Annotated in this window: 22 protein-coding genes; 5 read left to right on the top strand and 17 right to left on the bottom strand. The window is 53.0% G+C overall.

Features of this window, described 5'->3' with window-relative positions; genetic code table 11:
- Positions 1 to 73 precede the first annotated feature (73 nt).
- From NNL35_RS13335 to NNL35_RS13315, 5 genes are all read right to left on the bottom strand, one after another.
- Complete coding sequence (locus NNL35_RS13335) at positions 74 to 469, bottom strand: hypothetical protein (protein WP_254553418.1); 396 nt, start codon at positions 467 to 469, stop codon at positions 74 to 76.
- 213 nt (positions 470 to 682) lie between these two features.
- Positions 683 to 784, bottom strand: a complete 102-nt coding sequence (locus tag NNL35_RS13330; protein WP_006675335.1) for a hypothetical protein — start codon at positions 782 to 784, stop codon at positions 683 to 685.
- A gap of 122 nt (positions 785 to 906) precedes the next feature.
- On the bottom strand, positions 907 to 1848 hold the full coding sequence (locus NNL35_RS13325; protein ID WP_254553417.1) for a glycoside hydrolase family 43 protein: 942 nt from the start codon (positions 1846 to 1848) through the stop codon (positions 907 to 909).
- Positions 1849 to 1871: 23 nt separating this feature from the next.
- A complete protein-coding gene (locus tag NNL35_RS13320; protein ID WP_254553416.1) occupies positions 1872 to 3065 on the bottom strand; it encodes a glycoside hydrolase family 2 TIM barrel-domain containing protein in 1194 nt (397 codons plus the stop codon).
- Positions 3066 to 3189: 124 nt separating this feature from the next.
- The gene (locus NNL35_RS13315; protein WP_254553415.1) at positions 3190 to 4155 is read right to left on the bottom strand and encodes an ArsR/SmtB family transcription factor; all 966 of its coding nucleotides are present in this window, start codon (positions 4153 to 4155) and stop codon (positions 3190 to 3192) included.
- A 274-nt stretch (positions 4156 to 4429) separates the two neighbouring features.
- Here NNL35_RS13315 and sleB point away from each other — a divergent pair, with 274 nt between their 5' ends.
- Positions 4430 to 5065 carry a spore cortex-lytic enzyme gene (gene sleB, locus NNL35_RS13310; protein ID WP_006675325.1) on the top strand — a complete coding sequence of 212 codons (636 nt, stop codon included), beginning with the start codon at positions 4430 to 4432 and terminating at the stop codon, positions 5063 to 5065.
- 248 nt (positions 5066 to 5313) lie between these two features.
- Positions 5314 to 5907, top strand: coding sequence for a lipoprotein BA_5634 family protein (locus NNL35_RS13305; RefSeq protein ID WP_254553414.1), 594 nt, complete (start codon positions 5314 to 5316; stop codon positions 5905 to 5907).
- 66 nt (positions 5908 to 5973) lie between these two features.
- Here NNL35_RS13305 and NNL35_RS13300 read toward each other — a convergent pair.
- Positions 5974 to 7304 (bottom strand): IS3 family transposase gene (locus NNL35_RS13300; RefSeq protein ID WP_254553413.1). Its coding sequence is split into 2 segments (ribosomal slippage): positions 5974 to 6914 and positions 6914 to 7304, totalling 1332 coding nucleotides; the frame shifts between segments, so codons are not numbered across the junction.
- A gap of 223 nt (positions 7305 to 7527) precedes the next feature.
- Here NNL35_RS13300 and NNL35_RS13295 point away from each other — a divergent pair.
- Positions 7528 to 7866 (top strand): L,D-transpeptidase, encoded by a 339-nt coding sequence (locus NNL35_RS13295; RefSeq protein WP_254553412.1) that lies wholly within the window; start codon positions 7528 to 7530, stop codon positions 7864 to 7866.
- 276 nt (positions 7867 to 8142) lie between these two features.
- Here the strand turns inward: NNL35_RS13295 and NNL35_RS13290 are convergent, their stop codons facing one another.
- The 3 genes from NNL35_RS13290 to NNL35_RS13280 form a co-directional block, all read right to left on the bottom strand.
- The gene (locus NNL35_RS13290; RefSeq protein WP_193372680.1) at positions 8143 to 8259 is read right to left on the bottom strand and encodes a sporulation protein YjcZ; all 117 of its coding nucleotides are present in this window, start codon (positions 8257 to 8259) and stop codon (positions 8143 to 8145) included.
- Between the two features lie 182 nt (positions 8260 to 8441).
- Entirely contained in the window at positions 8442 to 9734 is a 1293-nt protein-coding gene (ltrA, locus tag NNL35_RS13285) for a group II intron reverse transcriptase/maturase (protein ID WP_254553411.1), read from the bottom strand.
- Between the two features lie 571 nt (positions 9735 to 10305).
- Positions 10306 to 10554 carry a hydrogenase maturation factor gene (locus tag NNL35_RS13280; protein ID WP_254553410.1) on the bottom strand — a complete coding sequence of 83 codons (249 nt, stop codon included), beginning with the start codon at positions 10552 to 10554 and terminating at the stop codon, positions 10306 to 10308.
- A 211-nt stretch (positions 10555 to 10765) separates the two neighbouring features.
- On the opposite strand from NNL35_RS13280, the gene NNL35_RS13275 reads away from it, so the two are divergent.
- Positions 10766 to 11008: a DUF2905 domain-containing protein gene (locus tag NNL35_RS13275; RefSeq protein ID WP_254553409.1), complete on the top strand. Its 243-nt coding sequence runs from the start codon at positions 10766 to 10768 to the stop codon at positions 11006 to 11008.
- On the opposite strand, the gene NNL35_RS13270 is transcribed toward NNL35_RS13275, so the two are convergent.
- Complete coding sequence (locus tag NNL35_RS13270; RefSeq protein ID WP_254553408.1) at positions 11001 to 11810, bottom strand: GAF domain-containing protein; 810 nt, start codon at positions 11808 to 11810, stop codon at positions 11001 to 11003. The genes NNL35_RS13275 and NNL35_RS13270 overlap by 8 nt on opposite strands.
- A 150-nt stretch (positions 11811 to 11960) precedes the next feature.
- Positions 11961 to 12608 (bottom strand): YitT family protein, encoded by a 648-nt coding sequence (locus tag NNL35_RS13265; protein WP_240764842.1) that lies wholly within the window; start codon positions 12606 to 12608, stop codon positions 11961 to 11963.
- A 539-nt stretch (positions 12609 to 13147) separates the two neighbouring features.
- On the opposite strand from NNL35_RS13265, the gene hmpA reads away from it, so the two are divergent.
- Positions 13148 to 14368, top strand: coding sequence for an NO-inducible flavohemoprotein (gene hmpA, locus NNL35_RS13260; RefSeq protein WP_254553407.1), 1221 nt, complete (start codon positions 13148 to 13150; stop codon positions 14366 to 14368).
- Positions 14369 to 14822: 454 nt separating this feature from the next.
- Here hmpA and NNL35_RS13255 read toward each other — a convergent pair whose 3' ends face one another.
- The 6 genes from NNL35_RS13255 to NNL35_RS13230 all read right to left on the bottom strand — a co-directional run bounded on the left by NNL35_RS13255 (position 14823) and on the right by NNL35_RS13230 (position 21785).
- On the bottom strand, positions 14823 to 16124 hold the full coding sequence (locus NNL35_RS13255) for an alkaline phosphatase (protein WP_254553406.1): 1302 nt from the start codon (positions 16122 to 16124) through the stop codon (positions 14823 to 14825).
- Between the two features lie 62 nt (positions 16125 to 16186).
- Positions 16187 to 18502 (bottom strand): LamG domain-containing protein, encoded by a 2316-nt coding sequence (locus NNL35_RS13250; RefSeq protein ID WP_254553405.1) that lies wholly within the window; start codon positions 18500 to 18502, stop codon positions 16187 to 16189.
- Between the two features lie 353 nt (positions 18503 to 18855).
- Positions 18856 to 19110 (bottom strand): acyl carrier protein, encoded by a 255-nt coding sequence (locus tag NNL35_RS13245; RefSeq protein ID WP_254553404.1) that lies wholly within the window; start codon positions 19108 to 19110, stop codon positions 18856 to 18858.
- A gap of 3 nt (positions 19111 to 19113) precedes the next feature.
- Complete coding sequence (locus tag NNL35_RS13240; protein WP_254553403.1) at positions 19114 to 20139, bottom strand: HAD-IIIC family phosphatase; 1026 nt, start codon at positions 20137 to 20139, stop codon at positions 19114 to 19116.
- Entirely contained in the window at positions 20132 to 20590 is a 459-nt protein-coding gene (locus tag NNL35_RS13235; RefSeq protein WP_006675311.1) for a GNAT family N-acetyltransferase, read from the bottom strand. Before NNL35_RS13235 ends, NNL35_RS13240 begins: the two co-directional genes overlap by 8 nt.
- 25 nt (positions 20591 to 20615) lie before the next feature.
- Positions 20616 to 21785 carry a bis-aminopropyl spermidine synthase family protein gene (locus NNL35_RS13230; protein ID WP_111156224.1) on the bottom strand — a complete coding sequence of 390 codons (1170 nt, stop codon included), beginning with the start codon at positions 21783 to 21785 and terminating at the stop codon, positions 20616 to 20618.
- Positions 21786 to 21810 lie beyond the last annotated feature (25 nt).

Genomic DNA, 21810 nt, shown 5'->3' with positions numbered 1-21810 from the left:
GGTTCTTGTCGTCGCCGGTAGCCCCGGAGCATTTCCGAGGCTTGCGCTGATACAGGCTTGTTGTGCCTTGGGATTAGGAGTCCAATTCGTTTTTTATCCGTTTAAAGCGTTCATTAAGCATTTCATGAGGATGAATATTTTTGGATGAAGCGGCCTTGGCCGCGAAGCTGGCGAAGTTCAATCCCGCGCCAAACAGTTGCAGCGCTCCGTCAGCAAGATTTCCTTTTTTGAGTTGCTCGATGCCGTCCGCAATAAAATTATCGCTTTCGTCCAGATGGCAGTCAGCTATGTATTTTTCCCCTTCGTGAAACAATGTAAGGTTTTCTATAATTTGATTGGCTGTTTTTTCTGAAATGTCCGCATCCATCTCGATCAGCATGTCATTAATCGGGGCGACTAATTTTCCATACAAGCTGTCATGTTGCCGGCAGGAAGCTGCTATTTTTTCTCTTAATTCTTTGGCGTTCATTCGTTTCACTCCTTAGAATTAATGTATTGAATGCATGGACAACGAACGGCAGATCGGCAAAAATCCTCCGATGTTCCTCAGCGGCCTTTTCCGCTCACCGGGTAAGACCGGTACATCCAGTATACACCGGATTCAAGCGGAAGAGCCCTGCAGAATGAGCAGGGCTGCTATGAAAGGTAACCATGAGCACAATCGGAGGATACAGCCATGTTATTAGTAGATAAAGGCTTTGGAAACGATAACGAGCAAAATAAAGAGAACCAAGATGACACCTGTCGAAGTCCAGAGACCCCCAACTCCACCTACTCCGCTCATTCGAATAACCTCCTTTCATTTGATACTCCATGATATTGGAATGACGGCCCGATTGACTTGGCTATCCCCCAGATCAACAAAATTAGGCTGCGCCTGCCGGAGTTGGGGCGGGAGTGTTGGTGTTATTTCACGATCTTCAATCCGTATTCCAGTTCCTCGACCTGGACGAATAAGGCTCTTTCATTGCCATGCGGCGTATCCGGGTAGTGCGTGCAAATCCATAATTGGTTGTTAAAATCGCGGAAAAGACTGGAGTGCCCGGCATTGCGATCCATCAGCAGCTCCTTGTCGTGACTCCACGGGCCCTCCATTGAACCGGTTGCGGAACGGGCAACCGCGACCGTATATCCGCCGAAGCCTTCGTCGCCGTAGCCCGCCACCGAGTAGCTGGACCACAGCATCATCAGTTCGCCGTTGCGGGCCTGATACATGAACGGCGCGTCGGTCAAGTATCCTTGCTTCTCGATGCGCGGATCGCCGAACAGACGAATCCATTCCATGTCGGCGGCGTTCAGAATCGTTACCGCGTCTCCGTAAGAGGAGGTTAGGTCTTTTGTAAGACGAATCGCCTTTATTTTGCCTTCATAAAGTTCTGTCCACTCGTGGCAAAAGACGATCCAGCGCTGTCCCTCTCCATCCTCGTAGTAGGTTCCGTCCAAGCATTCCCAATCACGGGGCGTCACGGGGCCATCACTATGCGGCCGGTACGGTCCGGCAGGATGATCGGCCACGAGTATGCCGGTCCCCCGGTGCTCGCCGATACCGCCCTTGCACGTGGCGAACATATAATATTTTCCGTCCACCTCGAACACTTCCGGAGCCCAATAATGGCGCACTCCCCAGAACCCTTTTGGCGGCTGAAACGCAATATAAGGGCCTGTCCAATGCCGCAAATCGCTGCTTTCATAGACTTCAAACACAGGATCGATATCCCCGCTGCCATCGGCGAACGTCGTGCCGAACAGATAATACTTCCCCTCCGCCTGATAAGGAAAGACAAACGGGTCCCGCACATGAATGTTATCCATCGTTACCGTTTTTATCGTTCGAAATCCTTTTTGCATCGTATCGATCAGCTCCTTCCCCCTTAGTGCTCGACAATCTCTTGATTCCACATCTCATGGATGTTCCGGATTTCGTTCAAGTCGCACTTGGGCTTCCGGTCGTAAGTCAATAACCCGTTGATCTCCTGCTCGACGTCCGTCAGCTGCGTATAGCAGAATCCATGGATCACGCGGGAAGCGTAGACGGCCTCGATCACTCTGCGGTAATCCTGCACGAAATCCCGCTCATTGCTCACGGAAGTATAGCCCCACCCCTCGTCGCCGCCAAGCTTGTAGGCAATTCCCCCGAACTCCGTCAACAGGATCGGTTCGCCTTGATGGGCAAAGCCGTTCGCATAGATTCGGCGCTTGGCCAACTGAGCCTGCAAAATTTGTTCTTTGGTGGCAAGGGATTGTTTATAGTACTCGTATTTCTCCGGTTCCTCCTGCCCCCCGTGAGAATAGTTATGAATCGCGCAAATATCGGTTGTCGTCTGCTCCCAACCGTCATTCGAAATGACGAGCCGCGTCGTATCCAAAGAATGAAGCAAATGATACATCGCCAAGCTGTGATGCTGCTGCTGTTCACAGCTCTGGACCATCGGAATTCCCCAGCTCTCATTGATCGGTACCCATACGATGATGGAAGGATGGTTATAGTCTCTGTCCACGATTTCGATCCACTCCCGAGTCAATCGGGCTACGGCGCTCTCGCTGAAGGAGGCCGCCGCCGCGCATTCGCCCCACACGATAAATCCCAATACATCTGCCCAATACAAGAAGCGCGGATCCTCCACCTTTTGATGCTTGCGGCAGCCGTTGAAGCCCATTTGCTTCGCCAGCTCGATATCCTTCTTCAAATCGTCGTCGCTTGGCGCCGTCAATAATCCCTGCGGCCAATAGCCTTGATCGAGCACCAGCTTCTGGTAATAAGGCTTGTTATTCAAATAAACCATACCGTTTTCGGTATGAATTTTTCTCATGCCAAAGTAAGATTCTACGCGATCGAGCACATCGTCGCCCTGCTTCAGTTCGAAGGTAACGTCGAACAGATTCGGCGTTTCCGGCGTCCAGGTCCAGCCCATGTGATGAAATGGCGTTCTGAAAATATGACGGTTGAATAGATCGATTGCTCTCTTCGTATAAGCGGATTGCAGCTGGATGCGATCCGCTGCGATCAGCTCGCCTTTGAACGAGATCCGGAGGTCAACTGTTTTCTCCCGGTAATCGCCCTCCACTTCCCATTCCAGCGTTACCTCTCCTTGATCGACATTCGGATGATATTGACCGTTCCGATTCTTGTCGCATGGACCGCTTCAAGCCATACGGTCTGCCATCTTCCCGTCGTGCGCAACCACCCCTTCATTCAGACTGATTCTCGTAGTAAATTCTCATCTGCAAATCGGTTTCATAGTTGCCGAACTTTTTGCCGAACAAATTGATCCCGCCGTCATTTTCAGCATCCGGCTTGACGCCGATACGGACCGTAATATAAGGCGTGTCGTCCGCTTCCAGATCGTTGATCTGCACTTCGGAAATTTTTCTTCCGTCGATGAACGACCCGTCCCCGTTCGTGCTCCACGTCTTGAGCAGCCCGTACTGCGTATTTTCGCTGCCCCACCAATACGGGGTAAGCAGTCCGCGTTCTCCGCCGAAATCGCCGGGACTTGTCCAGGTCCCCAACTCCTTTCCGTTAATCCATAAAGTTATATCTGAAGGCCAATCCAGGTTATGGAGGGGCGCTTCCGAACAAATCTCCATCGTCAATTCCAAACGCAAAATCTTCGTGCCTCGCGGGGCACGATTCGGGAAGCGGTATTCCAAATATCCTTTTTTAAACCAGATCAGCTGAGCATCGATACGTTCCGGTTCAAAAAACGACCGCGGCTCGTCCATTTCGCCGATAATCGATTTTTCGCTTAACATGCCGCATGTCGGCTGCACATCGGAATCGACGTAATGGCCAATCGGTACCGCAACGAGGGCGCAAGACTCGGATGGCGCCGGGTTGAAATACGCAAAATCGACGACAATCCGGCTGAAGACGGCGGCGCAAATTTTTTGGGTCCCTCTCGTTCCCGGAACCATTTCCGTCTTGATCAATCCCGCATCCTCCAATTTTTTGATGTTTACGGCGGCGGTCGATGCAGGAATATTGAATTTCTCGGATATTTCCCCGACGTTCATCGGCCTTGTCAGCAAGCTTTTAAACATTTCGATTCTCAATTCGGTCGAAAGCGCTTTCGCAATGTGGATAAAATCATCAATATTTGTTGTTAATATTCGGTTTAATTTCGAGCGATCGGTAAAGTCGACTTCAATACTCATCGTGTTCAGACCTCAATTCATCGGTTATTTTCATTGATTCAGAGCAATCATTTTATCTTTAATCGCTATGATACACCTGCACACCACTTTGTTACAATAAATATTGTTTGAAAGCCATTTCATCATAACGGATTCCAACTTATTTTGCAATATAAAATCTTGCACTCCCGTTCAATTGCGTATGCCGCTTGGAAGTTTGAAGTTGTATTACCAATATCCTGGCATTGAGGCTCTCCTCCCCGGTTTATATAATGCAGGGGAAGGGAGGAAAAGCATGAAGAAACTTATTTTGCCTTTTTTGGCGGTTATCCTTTGTCTGTCGTCCTTCATTCCGGCGGCATCGGCCGCTCCTGCACTCCAGCAAGGAAGCTACAGCGGGGATGTGTGGGATTTGCAATTTCGTCTGCAAATACTGGATTACTACCGTCAGCCTATGGACGGAATATTCGGTTCTCATACAGCGCAGGCCGTGCGCCGTTTTCAACAGGACTACGGCTTGAAGGTTGACGGCATCGCCGGCCCGAACACGTGGAAAGCGTTGAAGCGGGTATCGGTCAATGCTGACGAATTGAAGATGCTTGCTCGCACGGTCTACAGCGAAGCCCGCGGCGAGCCGTACACCGGACAAGTCGCGGTGGCGGCCGTCGTGATGAACCGTCTGCAATCGCCGCAATTTCCGAATACGGTAGCGGGCGTCATCTTCCAGCCGCTGGCGTTCACGGCCGTAGATGACGGCCAATATTGGCTGGAGCCGGACAGTACGGCCTATGCGGCCGCTTGGGAAGCGGTGCGGGGATGGGATCCGACGAACGGGGCGCTTTATTATTTCAATCCGGCCACCGCAACGTCCAAGTGGATCTGGTCGCGCCAGCAGACCGGCAAAATCGGCAATCATATTTTTGCAATCTAAGCTCTAGGCAGGGAACCTCTTCAAGGTTCCCTGTTGTCATATCACGGCAGGCGATCCGGCGAACGTACATAACCCCTTATCTCTCCATGCCTTCCGTGCGGTGGTACCAGAAGAACGGTACCCGCTCCGCGCGGCTTACAAAAATGAAACCTCCCTGTCATCTCACTCGATGGCTCGACGCGATCCGATCGCGTATGCTGATGGAAGCGGACAAGCACAATGTCCATTCCAGATGCAGAGGTGATAGCATGAAGCGCAAGCGGACATATAGGATAGCCGCCGCCGTGATGCTGTTGCTTGCGGTGTCAGGTTGTTCTCTGTTCGGACCGCAAGCGGACGGGCTCATTCTGTTCGGAACGCGGGAGCAGACGGAAAAGGCAGTAAAGGCTATTCAAGCCAACCTGGTCGATAACCAGGCCTACACGGTCAAAACCTACAAGACGAACAAGGAAGGCGCGGTCGGAATTATCGTCGATAAGTCTACGGCTCAGAAATGGGCCGCTGCCGGATTGCTGCAGCGCATCGAACATCAAAAATCGGCGCCGCTTTCGTCGCTGCCGGAGCTTCCGGCGGATGGAGGCATTCTCTTTGCGGAGTCTCCTTCTCCGAGCCAGACTGTCAGCAATTACAGTCTCCCTGTCCGGTATGAAGGCAATGTTGTCATCGGGGAAACTCGAGGCTACGTGCATCAGATCGTTATTTTGGATGATGCCGCATGGGATGGCCTGGAAGCGGAGGAACGGACGATCGCCGTCTTGAAAAGCAAAAAAGATCCGAAGCATGAGCTCAGCAAAATCACTAGGGACGTGCAGCAGGCCCAACTGTTCACATTCCCGAAATAACAAAAAAACACCCGTCCCCTCGCGCCACTTGAACTGTGACCCCTAACATGGACAGTATAAAAAACACTACGCTGTCAGAAGATGACTCCTATATTGGTTAGGGGTCATCTTCTTTAATGTCCACTGATATCGCTCGGTGTTATAAAAATGAATGTACTCATTAATGCGGGTACGAAGTTCGTCAATGCTTGTACAATCTTTGTATTCTAATTCGTCTTTCATATGACCGAAAAATGATTCCATTGGTGCGTTATCATAACAATTTCCTCTTCGTGACATGGATTGTCTAAATCCAGTTTCTCTAACACGTTTTTGGAACTCAGGATTTGTATAATGCATGCCTTGATCCGAATGGAGAATCGCTTCGGGATGAATATTGCCATCTAGTCGTTCCAACAGCTTGTCTAACGTTCGATCTACAAGAGACAGTTCCAGCGAAGTCGACAAATAATGCGCAAGGATCTCATGCGTGGAACCGTCTTTTACGCAAGAGAGATATCCCCATTGCTGCCCATGGTTGTACTTGAGGTACGTTATATCTGTGAGCAGCACTTTCTCCGGCTCTCCCTGATCAAACTGACGATTTAGCAGATTGGCACACGTTTTATGTTCCTGGGTAGCTTGAGCCATTTTCCGATAAGGGTTAGCCTGACGTACTTTTGCAACGAGATTATATTTGCGCATGAGGCGACGAATTTTTTTATGGTTCATCACCACGTTATCCTCGTTTTCGAGATTCATTTTGATAACGAGCGCACCGGTTTTTCCGTTTAGACGGTCAAAGTGTGCCTTAATGAGCAGCAGATCCCTCTCGTCGGCCTCCTCTTTACGCTGACGGCTTTCTTCGGCAGAAAGCCATCGGTAATAACCACTAACGCTTACCTCAGCAAGCTTGCAGAGATGGCGAGTTAATCCTTTTATGCCATATTGACGAATGGTTCGATTAATCAGTTCGAAGCGCAATGATGTGCTTAACGTTTGTCTTGCTTCGCCTGCCTTTCTAGTGCCTTCAGCTTTTTTAGAAACTCATTCTCCACCTCCAGAAGCTTGATCTTGGCCTCAGCACGTCTTAATTTCTCCTCGACTGAAAGCTCCTTATTGGAGGGTCTTCCAGAGCTGCCTTTACCTCGCCGTTCCTCTAGAAGACCTGCTTCGCCATGAGCGGCGTAAATAGCTCTCCAACGCTTCAAGCTCTCCTTTGGTTTATGTGGACTAAACATCTCTAGGTCAAAGCCCGCCTCAAGAAAAATCTCCCTTGGAGTTTTTCCAGCCTTATAGGCTTTAACAGCACCAAGCTTAAAGGCTGGAGTGAAAGATATATTCGTCTCTGAAACACGCTTTACATTTGGATTTTCTTCAAGTTTTTTGATCTGTGACTCGTTATACCGCATGCTCATACTCCGTTCTCTATAAATAAATTCAATTATAAACTCAAAAAACCCGAGAGAGGGCACTTTTTTAAAGTGTCCATCTCTCGGGTCACAGTTCAACTGGCGCCGGACGGGTGTCTTTATGGAGATCAGGCGATCGCCCGCCTTATTTTGCCTCCGCCCACTTTGCCCGCCGGCATGCTCACGCTGGCGGCTGAGCGCATACAGTAGAGCAAAGGAGGGAATATAGTTGCCGTCCTACCGCATCATTGTCGATTTGTCGGACCGCATGCTTTACTTGCTGGACGGAAACCGGGTCGTGCGCGGCTACCCCGTCGGCATCGGCAAGATGGTCACCCGAACGCCGACGGGTGAATTTACGATTATTAACAAGCAGTCTAATCCCGGCGGCCCGTTCGGCGCATTATGGATGGGCCTGTCCAAGCCGCATTACGGCATACACGGAACCAACGACCCGTCTTCCATCGGCAGAGAAGTGTCCCACGGGTGCATCCGGATGCATAATGCCGATGTCCTGCAGTTGTCTTCCTATGTTCCCGTCAATACCCGCGTCACGATACGGCCGTGACCCCGGGATCCTTAGGCCTCTACCCCCGCCCGAACGGCAGAGCCGAAGAGACGATCTTCGGCTCATTCGGCTCCAAGCCCTTGCCCCGCCCTCACATAAGGCCAGCTTCCACTGCGCGTTGCCCAGTCGTACCCGCCTCGATGATCGTATGGTCAAGGCCAAAAAGGCAGCGATGCCAACCTGGACGAGACATAAAAAAGCGCGCCTGTTCCCGGCGCGCCCGATTCACTCATCGCACATCAAGCCCTGGACTGGCGGCCCGGAGCTTACCCGTGATTAGTACACAAATCCGCGGGATACGATAACCAGCAGAATAAAGAGAACCAGAATGACACCTGTCGAAGTCCAGAGGCCGCCAACGCCATAACCGCGATCTTCAACTCCATCGCTCATTTGTTATCCTCCTTTTCACCGAAGATACAATGTATTGTATTAGCGTCACCCAGGATCGGACTCCGTTAAACGCCTAACTACTAGAGTAAAGGGCAGATAATTTTCTGCCCCTCCTCATCAAACCGTACGTGAGGTTTTCCCTCATACGGCTTTCCGATGTTCGTCATTCATGTGCGTGCAGATTACAAGAGCGTTTTGAGTCCAAATTGACTGGTCAAGATTTTAATCTCGCGGAACGAACTGATCCATCTTCTACGTTGGCGTTTCTTGGCGTACCATCTTGCAAACCTTTGCAAGATGTACCAATCCAATTTTGCCATCTTACGCTGACTGTAAGCCGTATAGTAGTAATTCCTCCATCCCTGAATCTTGGGATTCAGCCAGTTCACATGCTCTAATAATGACTTATGTCTCATGTTCGGTGGAGCCAATCGTTCCTTAACGACTTCCCGGATGCGTTCTTCCGCTTTCCGGTTCAACCATTGCTGCGTGGTGTAGTACACCCGCCCTTTGGAGGTTTCAGCCATCGTCTTGCGATGATGTATCCCTAGAAAGTCGAAGCCTTCTTCTCCTGTCCAAAGACCGACAATGCGTGTTTTGGTCGGATGCAAGGTGAGTTCGAGTCGTTCCATAATCGCACGGATCCGCTCGTAGGCTCGCTCTGCGTCCTTCTTCGTTTTGCACACAACCACGAAGTCGTCTGCATAACGCGTAAGTTCTCCAATCCCGCCGCCATGTCGTTCCCACAGAATGTCAAAGTAGTTTAGGTAGATGTTCGCTAACAGCGGAGAAATGACCCCGCCTTGCGGTGTTCCTAAATCTGAGCGCCTCACCTTTCCTTCTTCCATTACTCCCGCGTTTAACCACTTCCGTATTAACTTCAAGATGCGTCTGTCGCTGACTCGCATTTCCACAAGCTTCACAAGCTTCTCTTGATTAATGTTGTCGAAGTAGCCTTGGATGTCGACGTCGACCACCCAATTGCCTTTACGGTTGCATGCCTTCCGGATTCGATCGAGCGCTTGCTTCGCGCTTCTCTTCGGTCGGAACCCAAATGAGGATTCCTGAAAATCCGTTTCAAAGATCGGTTCTATGACCAGCTTCGTTGCCATCTGTATGACACGGTCTCGGACAGTGGGTATGCCGAGCGGCCTTTGCTTCCCGTCTTTCTTCGGGATGTAGTGCCGTCGAACAGGCTGCGGATGGTAGTTGCCTTCCTTAAGGATGCGGTGACATTCTTGCAGGAAATGATTCTCTCCCTGCTTCTCGATGTCCGTCAATGTTTCGTCGTCCACTCCCGCTGACCCTTTGTTGGCCCTAACTCTTTTCCATGCTTCCCACAGGATATCCATTCTGTAGACCTTGTCGTACAGCGCATGGAATCTGCGCTTCTTGCTTTCCTTGGCCGCATGACCTAGTTTCTCTTGGAGTTGTTGAACGTTTTCCTTTGGTGTTGTTAGCCGTTCGGCATTCACTGACTCGTACCTCCTTAAGAAACATGAACAAAGCAGGGCTCCTTCCCTCCCGCAGGTTATGTTGTCCTGCGGTTCTTCGGTAATAGGAGCCCCTCGGACTCCCTTCCTGCGAATAGCTCACTTCACCTTTTGGCTTATAGAGCATCCTTTTACGAAAAAAAAAACCGTGCAGGGGAGGGTCTCCCCAGTTCACTGCATCCTCTTTCATACCATGCCGATCCCCTTACGCCGGAGGATTCTTCGCTGCCGCTCCAAGTTCCAGGCAACTTCCTTGGCCTTCGTCCATAACCACGGGACTCGGCATCCTCTCTTCCCTCTTGCGAGGCCTTTTTGACGACGCGGCAGGATTCACTTTATGTTACGGCCTGGTATGTCGCTCGCCCTGTCTCCGACAGGTACTTTCGTCGATACGCTTCTACGCACAGATTTCGCCGTACGCAGGTATCCTAGCTACGCGGGGACTTGGCTCCTCCCGCGACCGGACTTTCACCGGCTAGAAGATACGTGCCTCTGGGCACGCTGGATACAAAAAAGCCGCCAGTTGCCCGGCGGCTCTCTATTGACAGCACAGTTATAACAGATAGGGTTCTGTCAGACCGTACTCTTCTTCCATATGCTGTATCCATTCCTCCAGCTCGCTTAATTGCTCATATACGCGCACGGTAATGAATGAACCGTTCGTCGTATCCCGATAGAGGACGACAGGGCTGCCCTGGGTAATTCGCGCTCGAGCCCGCTTGTAAATGGCGTCGATATGCTCCCAATCGCCCTGCTGATAAGCGCCACCAATTTGGTTGAGATTGATCGTGAATTGCTCCATGCTCTATCCCCTCCTTGTGATGGGTATGCCTTTCCTTCTTAGTATACCCAAGGTTGCCCGATTTGTAACCGTCTGGCACCCGATTTTATCAGAATTTTATAAATTCGTCCCTGCGCTCGAATGCGCATCGGTTGCCAATGCGGGTATACTATAGAAAAGAACAGGCTGGCCCCCGCTTGCCGGGCGCGGCCGCAAGAAAGGAGTGGGCGCTATGCCTTCCATGCCGAAGCTGTTGATCGGGGCAGGGATTGTCCTTATCGTCGTCGGATTATTGTGGGCCGTGTTGGGCCGCTGGATCCCGTTCGGCCGCCTGCCGGGCGACATCGTTGTCAAAAACGGCGGCTCTACTTTTTATTTTCCCATCGTTACCTGCATCATAATGTATCGTCGGGTCGCTGCTGCTGGCGCTATTTCGGAAATAAACAGGAAAACAACCGCAGCGGCACTTACATGACTCCGTACGTCCCGAAGCTGGTGCTCCCGTGATCGGTCTGCGACCATCTCCGGTAGGCGGCGATATACTCCGCAATGATTCCGGTCGAGAGCGACGCATAGATTTCTCCGATGGCCCGGCCGGAGTCATGGAACGGCTCCAGCCCGTCGATGGTGAGTACCCCGTAAGTGCCAAGCGGCAAGCACATCAATGCCTGGTACGGACTCTTGGAGTCCGTATTCCGCTCCCAATCCTCATCCTTCGTCACATCCGCACTCTGCACGATCGCCTGCTTCCGGTAGGATCTCCCGGCTACCGAGCGATCGACATGCAGCTGGCGCTCCCCGACATAATGCTTCGGGAAGCCCGCCGAGGCGAAGCGCAGCGTCAGCATCTGATCCGCATGCAGCCAGATGCCGCAGCGGTGGTGTCCCCCCGCCTTCAGCTTCATGTCGACGGCCAGTATATCCAGCATCCGCTGCAGCAGGAAGGACGCCTCGGTCAGGACGGCATACGGATCCGCGATCGCCCGGATATCGTTCAGCGCATCCATGAACGGCTTCACGTCGCGCAGCGCCGACAGCGTCTGCTGGGCTGTATGCTCGTGCATAATCTGGGCGCTCCGCAGTTCGTCCATCCGGAGCTGAATATCTTGCATCCGATCGTCACGGCGCATGACGTCGGCTATCATATCGCTAAGCTTTTTATTGATGTAGAGCGTCTTCACGAAATAAAAAATCATGCCCGCGGCCATGACGACCGCGAATACTTGATATGCCCACGGAGGCAGCTTATCGAGCATCGACTTCATTAACCCTTCCATCCGTCGTCCTCCTTCCATATGCCTTTGACACAAGCCTATGCCAAAAATTGGACGAACATGCATTCCGGCCCCGATTTCGCGCAAAAAAAAGACCCGTCCGGTCCTTCCCCCGCGGGAAGAGATCGGACGGGCCTTAGCTCATGTTGTATATTAACCATGCTGATGGTGAACGGCCGTCTGCGAACGCACCGGTACGGCACGCCGCGGCACGCCTGCCTGTACGGTCCAGGTAATGACCTTGCCCCCAATGCTTACCGCGAGAATGGTATACAACGTATCCCACAGCGGCAAATAGAACAAGGAGACCAGCAGCACCACAATGTCGATAATGATAAACACCGTGCCGACGCTTAACTTCGTCCAGCGGCTGATGAATAAGGCTACGATATCATCGCCGCCCGTCGCGCCTCCGTGACGGAGCACGATTCCCGCGGCGAAGCCGGTCAGCACTCCGGATACGACGGCTGCCAGCACCATATTGCTGCCGAAATTCATCACCCACGGCGAGTAGCGCTCGCAGAGCTCATAGGTAAGGGAGAACACTCCCGTCGCCATCGCGGTATTCATGATGAACCTTCGCCCCTGGAAGAACCAAGCGGCAATGAATACCGGGATATCGAGCATCAGGACGGTCAGCGCGGGCGACCAGTCGAACGTATATTTTCCGATCAGCGCGAGACCGACAAATCCGCCTTCAGCCAGGTGATTCTGAAAATTAATGTGATAATAGCTGAAAGCCAACAGCATTGAGCCTAACAACATCCATACAATATGACGTAATTGTTCGTTTTTCCTCATCTTGGTTCCCTCTCGTCGTTCGTGGATTCGTCCTTCGACCGACGGCGGGAAGACAGATAGAGGAGCAGGTCCTTCGCATCATTTCACGCTTCCTTCGCAGTCAGTCTACATCGAGTGACGGTTCTCTGCGAGAGGAAGCTAGATGTAAGAAAGATCATAACGTTTCCAGACTGTCCTTTGGGGAAGCATCCTTCGGGGACACATTGGTATCCTGATCCTTTCTTTTTTTGATTTGGCATTTTGAACCAATACCGGGTTGCAACATGTTGCTATACCTGTATTATATCATAATGTATATTCCGGCCCTACCGGACCTATGCTCCGAATATCGCCTCCGTCCTGTATTAATCGCATTGTCCCCGTATCTCGCTCGCTCCGCTCCATGTTTGAACGGCTCCCTCCCGGTTTATCTCGAAAATGCTCCGTCGTTCACGAATATCTCACGTTTGCTGTGCGCAAGATCACATAGTGATCTATATCACTTCGTTAGACTGGAGTCATTCCGTTGCGGAATTTCACTTATGAAAGGATGAGATATGATGCTGACACCGCGCACCATTGAAATTGTGAAGTCGACCGTGCCCGTTCTGGAAGCGCATGGCCGACAGATTACGAAGCGGTTCTATGAAATGATGTTCTCGAATCATCCCGAGTTGCTCAATATTTTCAATCACGCGAACCAGCGGCAGGGCCGCCAATCGCAGGCGCTCGCCTCGGCCATTTATGCCGCGGCGGCGCATATCGACCGCCTGGAGGACATTATGCCGGTCGTGAAGCAGATCGGCCACAAGCACCGTGCCCTCCATATTCAGCCGGAGCATTACCCGATTGTAGGGAAGCATCTGCTGCTGGCCATCAAGGATGTGCTTGGAGATGCGGCGACCGATGACATTTTGGAAGCCTGGGCGGAGGCGTACGGCGTCATCTCCGATATTTTCATCCAGGTCGAGCGGGATATGTACCGGGCCGCGGCGGAGGCGGAAGGCGGCTGGGAAGGCTTCCGCAGCTTCCGTGTCATCCGCAAGGCGCCGGAATCGGATGTCATTACGTCGTTCTATCTTCAGCCGGAAGATGGCGGCGACATCTCTTCTTATCTTCCGGGACAGTATATTACGGTACGGGTGAAGCCCGAGGGTTCGGAGAATACGCATTTGCGCCATTACAGCCTGTCCCAGGCTCCAGTGGGGGACACCTACCGCATTAGCGTCAAGCGCGAGGGCGGCGATGATCATTCCCCTGCCGGCATCGTCTCCTGCTATCTGCATGACGTTGTGCAGGAAGGCGATCGGCTGGAGCTGACGGCGCCTGCCGGCGACTTCACGCTGCGTGCGGGCACAGCTTCGCCGGTCGTGCTCCTCAGCGGCGGCGTAGGCATCACGCCTATGATGAGCATGCTGCAAACACTGGCAAAGCATGAGCCGGATCGGGACGTTTATTTCATTCATTCCGCACGGCATCGCCGCGTGCATGCGTTCCAGGACGAGGTCCGCGCCTTGACGGAAGCAAATGAACGCATTCGGAGCTTCGTCTGCTACGAACGCCCCGAAGCGGGCGACGCTTGTGACCGCCAAGGATTCATTGACGAGGCATGGCTGGCATCCGCCTTGCCGGCCGAGGTGTGGCAGCGGGCGGATGCGTACTTCTGCGGGCCGGTACCGTTCATGAAGGCCGTCTACCGGGCTCTGACCGGACTTGGCGTCGCACCCGAACGAATTCATTATGAGTTTTTCGGGCCGGCCGGAGTATTGGAGGAAGCGTAACGGCAAGCTTGCCCCAGGAGCACGGATCCGCCAATATATCGGGGACGGTTGCGCCAAATTATCGGGGAGGTTCAGGCAAAAATCGAGGCTGTCCCGATAGGCGGTGCTTAAGGAAGCGGGGCAAGACGGAATAACCGAGAAGCCGGCGGCGGGCACAACGGCAGATGATGCATGAGGCAATGAAATCCTGCGTAGATGCAGGATTTCATTGTATTTAATCCGCTATTTTATTAAATTGATGCAAAAATACATTATTTTCGGCGTTTTTTGACTTATTACCATGTAATAGGCTGAAATTGATGCCGTTTTGCAGGATTCCCTGTAACGGAGTACACCTCATAGAAGAAAGCTGCAGATTTGCAGTTTTCCGACGAGTCGAGCGTTGAGAATAAGGGGCTGTCTCATCGCGAGACAGCCCCCTTCTTTTCACGGCCAGCTTCACTTCTTCTGGCGGTTAGCGCTTAAAATCGATATGCAGCACTTGCGCGACGAGAAGCGGCAAATCCGTATTGTCGTGCAAACCCCGGAACAAATCGGCCCCCGGACCGAACGCATAGATTTGCACGTCCACGCCGGTGTGCAAATAGGTTGTCCAGGATATCAGGGCACGTTCGCTAATGATGCCGTTAATGGCATGGACCGTATCTTCGGCGTTCTTGATCTTGACTGCTTCCTCTGCGGTCGCATCAATGCCCGCATACGTTTTAAGGACTTCCGCGGCATTGCTTCTGTCCGCCTTCAGCTTGTCGGCCATATAGAGTCCGGATGCTGTGACATGATGCAGCACTTTAAGCTTGGCATCCGTCTGACCGTATCCGCCGACCGACATCCCTCCTGTATCATGATCGCCGACGACAACGACTAACGTGTTGCCGTCCTTTGTGGCGAAGTCGATTGCCAGCGCGACCGCCTCTTCGAACGCCTGGGTGTCTTTCATGGCCCATGCGGCGTCATTGTAATGCCCGGCCGAATCGATCTGGCTCCCTTCCACCAGCAGGAAAAAGCCGGCTTTATTTTGACGGAGAACGTCGATCGCTTTCGCGGTCATTTCCTTCAAGCTGGGTTCATTCGTATGCTCCCGATCAAGCTCGGGGGCCATGTCCCCGCCCGCGAACAACCCGAGCAGCTTGCTGCCTTTTGCGGCCTGCAGTTGAGTGCGGTCCTCCACGATGGTGTAACCGCTGCGCCTTGCTTCCTCCACAAGATTGCGTGACTTTTGTTTGCCCCCGAGCGACTCGGGCAGAAAGAAGGTCTTGCCCCCTCCCAGCAGGACATCGGCATTTTCCAACTGCTGAGGTGCGATATCGCTTTCTTCCTCGCGGGAGGCGATATGCGACGAAAAAGCGGCCGGCGTCGCATCGGTAATGCTCGAAGTGGCGACCAGACCGGTTGACTTGCCTTGTTCCCGCGCCGCCTCGAGAATCGTACGGCGCTGTTTTCCGTCCGGAGTCGTCCCGATCATCCCGTTGTTCGTCTTGTGCCCCGTCGCCATCGCCGTCGCGGCAGCGGCGGAATCGGTTAACGCGGAATTGGCCGAGTACGTCCTCACCATCCCTGCAAGCATCGAATCCATTGCGGATAGCTCGCCTTTGTATAAGCGGTAGCTGGCGGCATAGGCGGGTGAAAAGCCGTCCGGAACCATAAAAATAACGTTTTTCGCCTTCGTCGAGGCCGCGACTGCCGAATTGGCCGGAAAGCCAACATGAAAACAGGCAAGCACGGTTGCCAAAACGATCGCGGCAAGTTTACGTGTCATCCTTCATTTCCCCCATCCTCAAGCTTATTCCGTCGCCGGTCCCCCTGCTGTCCCTGGACGAATCAGGATGGCGCGGCACTCGACCCGGCCGTTGAGGCCGCATGACTGTCGTGCTCCGCCAACATCCGCTTCAGGACGTTATCGCTAATGCGGGCGACATTGTTGTCATAATCGTTCCAGGCAAGACTCCCCGCCCAGTTGATCGAACCGACGGAGAAGACCGCGCCCCCGCCGTGGATATCGAAATAGGTCATGTCCGCCCGTACAAGCGGATTATCGCATCCTCCTTGACCTGGTGCCGTATTTAATTGATCTTCATGCACAAATTGGTAATTATTATTGAATCCAGTGGACGTGGCCAGCCAGAGCGTATGCGGAGGCGTGCCGAATTTGAGATCATAGCGATCGATCTCGTCGCCGGCCGCCCCGCCAGCCGCGTATCCGAAGTCGCCAATGATCTCGTCATCGCCGATGCCTTCAAAAATAAACCGCGCCGACGGATGGAAGCTGTCTTCCAATCGGCGGTAACCGCATGCCATGCCGCCGCCCAAAGCGGTCACGCCTACCCCGACAAGCCGCTGAGGGACGTAACCGAAATGACGCCATATGCCTCCGGGCTCTCCTGTCGTGCTGTGAAAGAGTTCGCCCGGCGGAGAATCCGAGGAGCGCGAGCCGGCGTTGCCGCGCCGCACTTCCAATAGATGAGGCCGCTCCGGATCCAGACTCGTCACCCAATAAAATCCGTTGCCTCCCAGATACATTAAGCGGCCGCCCTCCGCCAAATACTGCTCCAGCGCTTTCATCATCGGGCGCGTCCAATATTCGGGATGGCTGCCGGTGATCACTACCTTGTAACGGCCCAGCAAATCGGCGCCTTCATGGTGCAAGTCTTCGTCCGTGGCGATGTCATGGCTCTGCCCCCGCGACTCCAGCCAGCCGGTAATGTACAGATCGGCGGAGAAATGGCGCACAGCCCGCCAGTTCCGGTAATGAGGCCGGATATTCAGGAGCGGGCGCAGCCGGGAAGAATATTGTACCCCGCTGCCATCGTTGTGCAGGTCATAAATGGAGCTGCCCATTTCCGGATGCTCGTCCAAATAAACATCCTGCGCCGGAGGAACATAATCCTCGCCCAAATAGTCTTTGGCATACTTGAACAGCCGCTCGTTGCCATAAGCGAGATACGTATTGGTCGGCGCCAGGAACAGGACGGGAGCGGTTGCCGTTCCCTGCGTCGGCCGCACAAAAAACGGAATGTAATCGACGCTGCCTTCGGCCTCCAGCTTCAGCGCATAGATGCCGCTTCGCAGATCCTGCGGGATCCGCCACGTGATGTCGGCTTCCCAACCGGCATTCTCGATGTCGTTGTCATGAAAATGAATGGCCGCGTATTGTTCCGGCGCGAGCCGGTAGTCAGTCTGCTCCCCGGTCCAATTGTGGCTTGTCACGGCCCGGGTACCGCCTTGGCGCAAAATCCCGTGATGCCCTCCAGCCGACCGATCGGAGAGGCGGGTCGACGATATGCCGACGCTGAAGTCATAATCGGCAATGAGATGCGCGCCATCGGGCTCCGTGTTCGTGCCGCGCGCCATGTCATGCAGCTCGGACTCGGAAAAATAATGCTGGAACAAACGCGGGTTTCCGATTTTTCCGTTATAATGGCGGGACACGCCGCCTGGAGCCGCAGAGTCCGAATCCGCAGCCAGCAGCACCCTGGAGATGACCGCTTGACTGTAGTCCAGCTTCACGGCCGCCTTGCAGACTTGCGTGCCGTCGTCGGGCCTCCAGCCGGCCCGTTGACTCACGAAGAGCATGGCCTCTTCGCGGCTGCCGGAATATTGAACGGCGACGAAGTGCCACTCATGACCGTTCAACGGCGCTTCGGCCCGAACGGCAACGGAATAACCGCACCCGCCGATCAAGGAAAACGTTACATGTCCGTCCTTGTCCAGCGTCACATCCGCCCCGGATGAACCGTCGGCGGATTTGGCAGACCAGATCGTCTGAGCCTTGCCATATTGGGGAATCGTCGGATATACCCACATTTGAAGAGAGAATTCCCCGGCTTGCATCCATTCCTCCGGCAGCGGCAGGTCGGCATAGGAGCCGATCGCGGTGGTCTTCCGACGTCCCGGGTATTCTCCGGCGCAATCCGCGGGTACCGGTTCGGTCGGCAAATAGGTCGAATGGTCCGGATCCGGCATCCCGCCGCATAACCGCACCACATTGGCGGTATAACTCGAACTGGCCGTATCGATCATAAAATTCAGTGCTTGGCCGGGCTGGACGCTGAATCGATCCGCGTACCCGACAACGGTTACGGCATCCTGCGTCTTTGCGTCTGTCACGCTTGCTGTTCCCTGTTCATTCGGCTTCATTGAAATTCCTCCGTTGGTTCAGAATTTTCTTATTCGCCTTGAATCCGTTTCGTCGCGGCTGCAATAGATTGACGCCGGGCCTCGATGCTGGAGCTCACCCCTTTCTAGCAAATTTCGATATTTTTGTCACAATTCCACTCATGATGTCATATATTTCAAAATAATTATAGCATGCTAAGTTTTTCAATAGAATCTATTTTTTTGTATCCGATCCATCCCGCCTATTGTGCTCGAAGAGATCGGCTTTTTGTGCAAACGCAAATAAAAAAATCGCGCTCTGCGGCAGGCTTCTGCCAGAGAGCGCGATATCCAAGCTCAGTGAGCTTTCCAACTTATTTCGCATCAGGCCCAGCTTATTGACCTGCCTGCTTGCTGTGAATGACCCACTCCGCCAGACGCTTGATGCTGCTGATGGAATCCAGCGTCAGATCGTCCTCGTCCAACGTAAAATCAAACCGCCTCTCTATTTCCGCAAGCAGTCTCATTACGGTCAAAGAGTCCAAGACTCCTGTCTCGCCAATCAAGTCGGTATCCACATCGACGAAAGGCAGCTTGAGCATATTCTGAATGATTCCGGCAATTTCATGTTCGATCGCATCGCGGTTCATCGCTTATTCTCCTATCTCGAGCCAATCGAATGCCTTCCGCGGGAGCGGCAGCTGCAGCATATAGACGGATTGCTCGTTCTCTGTAGTCGTTTTCTTGAAGCCCAGCATCTCCAGCAGCAGTCTCGCCGGCAAATTCCGCTGTCGGCTGACCAAACGGCAGCGCGCCGCGCCCGCCTGCGGCAATTGTCGTTCCAGCCGTTCCAGAACGGTATACAAAAAGGCGGAGGCGATGCCCCGGCCTTCAATCCGGCAGGAAATGCAAAACAGATTGATATCGATCCTGTCATCGGCGGCGCTCGCGAAGCAGGTTCCGATCAGCCCGTGCGCGCCGAACCGGTCCTCCAGCCTGGCCACATACAAGTAATGGTTATCCTGAGCGCAATACGATTCGACGAAAGGAAAATCAACCCGTTCCAACAGGCTGTTCATCTGGTTCGTGCGGTGAGACAATTCGACCACCCGCGGGTAATCTTCTTCCCGCGCCATTTGGATTCGCAGCTTCATTTCGCATTCCTTCAAAAATTGCTCGCGGCTGCCCTTATGCGCTTTTCGAGCTTCCTCCCGCAGGTGGCGCGCCTGCATATACTGCCGCCGGTTGGCCGCTTCTTCGGTCAACTGGCCTGCCTGAAATTCGGGATAACCGGGAAGCTCCCGGTATTGCTCGGCGGCATAAGTACGCACCTGCGGCACATAGAAGTTCACTTCGAAACGCTCGAACGGATCGTTGTCGATAAAAGCCATGGCATCCAAGCCGATGTTGAGTTCCTGGGCAATCCGCTCGATGCTCGCCGCCTTAGAGTCGAAGTGGCATTGGGGGGACAAAAAGTAATGGGCGATTCCCAACTGCTCGAGCTTGTCCTTCACTTGCTCCCAACGATTGCGGCTGGCGATGCTGTGCATAATCCCGCGCCGGTCCAGCGTCTCAAGGACGCTCGCCATCTCCGGCAGCAGCTTGATACCGGCCTCGTCTTCCCTCAGCGTTCCTTCCCACAGCGTATCGTCCAAATCCCATACGATACATTTAATCATCTGCTTCACCGGAAAACCATTCCATCGTCAGATGCGTCGGCTTGAAGCCGTACTTCTTGTACAGCAGCCTCATCGGCAAATTGCGTACATGCACCTTTCCGATGATCCGTTCGGTTCCCTCCCTCTTGCAATACGTCATGCCCGCGTCGAACAGCTCATCCACATAAGCGGTGCCGCGATAGGGCTCTGCGATATAGAAGCTTTTGAAATTCGCGTACATCTGTTTCGTGACCGAGTTTTCCCGCGGCGTTATCCACATCCAGCCTGCGACATTCCCGTCAACTTCCAGCACAAACATCCCTTTTTTTTCATAGTGAAGCGCTTTTTCCAGCTTCCTGACATGAAAACGAGGATCGGTAATCGCATCCTCTCCGAATGAGATCACGGAAATGTCCGTTTCAAATTGAGCGATAACCGCAATATCATCCGGCTCCATCTGTCTAATCGGCATCTTGCTATGACTCCATTCTGCGTTGTTATGCGTTCTTTTTTTGAATAAGCTCGAAGGAGTCATGACGGCAGCTCGGGCAGCCCTTTTGTTTCAACTGTTCAATCGTTTGCCATTGCATTTGAAAGCCAACCTCGGTCACAAGGCTGCACCTCTTGCATTCATAGGCACGAATCGTGCGCCTTACTTCTCCCGTATAGAGGGCGTCCCGGTAGTCACGCGCAATGCTCTCCTTCGTCTCTTCCGTAGATTGTAACACAATCATCTGGCTCGTGTTACCTATAATTTCCGCCCCGAGATATTGATTGAAGCGCGGGAGCACACTCGTGACAAGCAAGCCCATCCGCGAAAATTCGCGCTGCATCTCCAAAGCGAAGTCTGGCGATTTGTGGGCGAACGAAAGAAAGATGGGCAGTCCGATTTCCTGCTTCAGCAATTGAATGCCGCGCGACACGAATAATGAAAGGCCCTGAAGCGTATAGGGAGGATCGGTGAAAACGCAATCAAAACGGCGCAAAAACTCAGAAGGGAGCTGTTCGCGAAAATCCATTTCATAACAGACAATCGGTAAATTTTCGGATTCCGCAACATAGTTCACGTAGCTGATAATACGTTTGTCAATCTCGAAAACATGAATGCGGGTATTGGATTTATGCGCGTTTTGCCGAAACAACTGCTTGAGGAGAAACGCCAACGACACGCTGACAAGGTCATCATCCCCGAGGCAGACGATATCCCGCCCGATAAGAACTTCGTGCTGAAGCGCCAGCACGGCCCGCTTCATGCTCGTCTCCAGCGTGCATCGGGACTGGTCGATCGTGACATCGACCTGGGGGCGGTTCTCGAAGACGCCTTCCAGCTTCGACATCATGTCATGCAGATCGTCCGGGTGCCACGGCTCATGCTTCAACCGCTGATACAAGGTCCGATTCAGATGCCCGTAACCCATCGTATGCTCAACGAACCGCATCCCTCTCGGCGTGCAGTTGACTCCCCGGTTTTGTTCGATCAGTCCCGTCTTGATGAATTCTTTCTTGATGGCCGCCACAATCGGCAGCGGCAGCAGCGTCTTTCTCGCGATCTCCTTGGTAGAGATGCCCGGCTTGAAGTAAATATCCAGAAGAATGTTTTCAATCGCTTTTTTTCCATCCTTAATGGACACTTGGGAGTAAATTGAATCGATCGCTTCTTTATTCATATTTTTTCTTCTATCTCCTTTATCG

This window comes from Paenibacillus dendritiformis (genome assembly GCF_945605565.1).
Classification (GTDB): domain Bacteria; phylum Bacillota; class Bacilli; order Paenibacillales; family Paenibacillaceae; genus Paenibacillus_B; species Paenibacillus_B dendritiformis_A.
The sequence above is the reverse complement of the archived record's forward strand: the minus strand, read 5'-3'. Positions and strand labels throughout refer to the sequence as shown.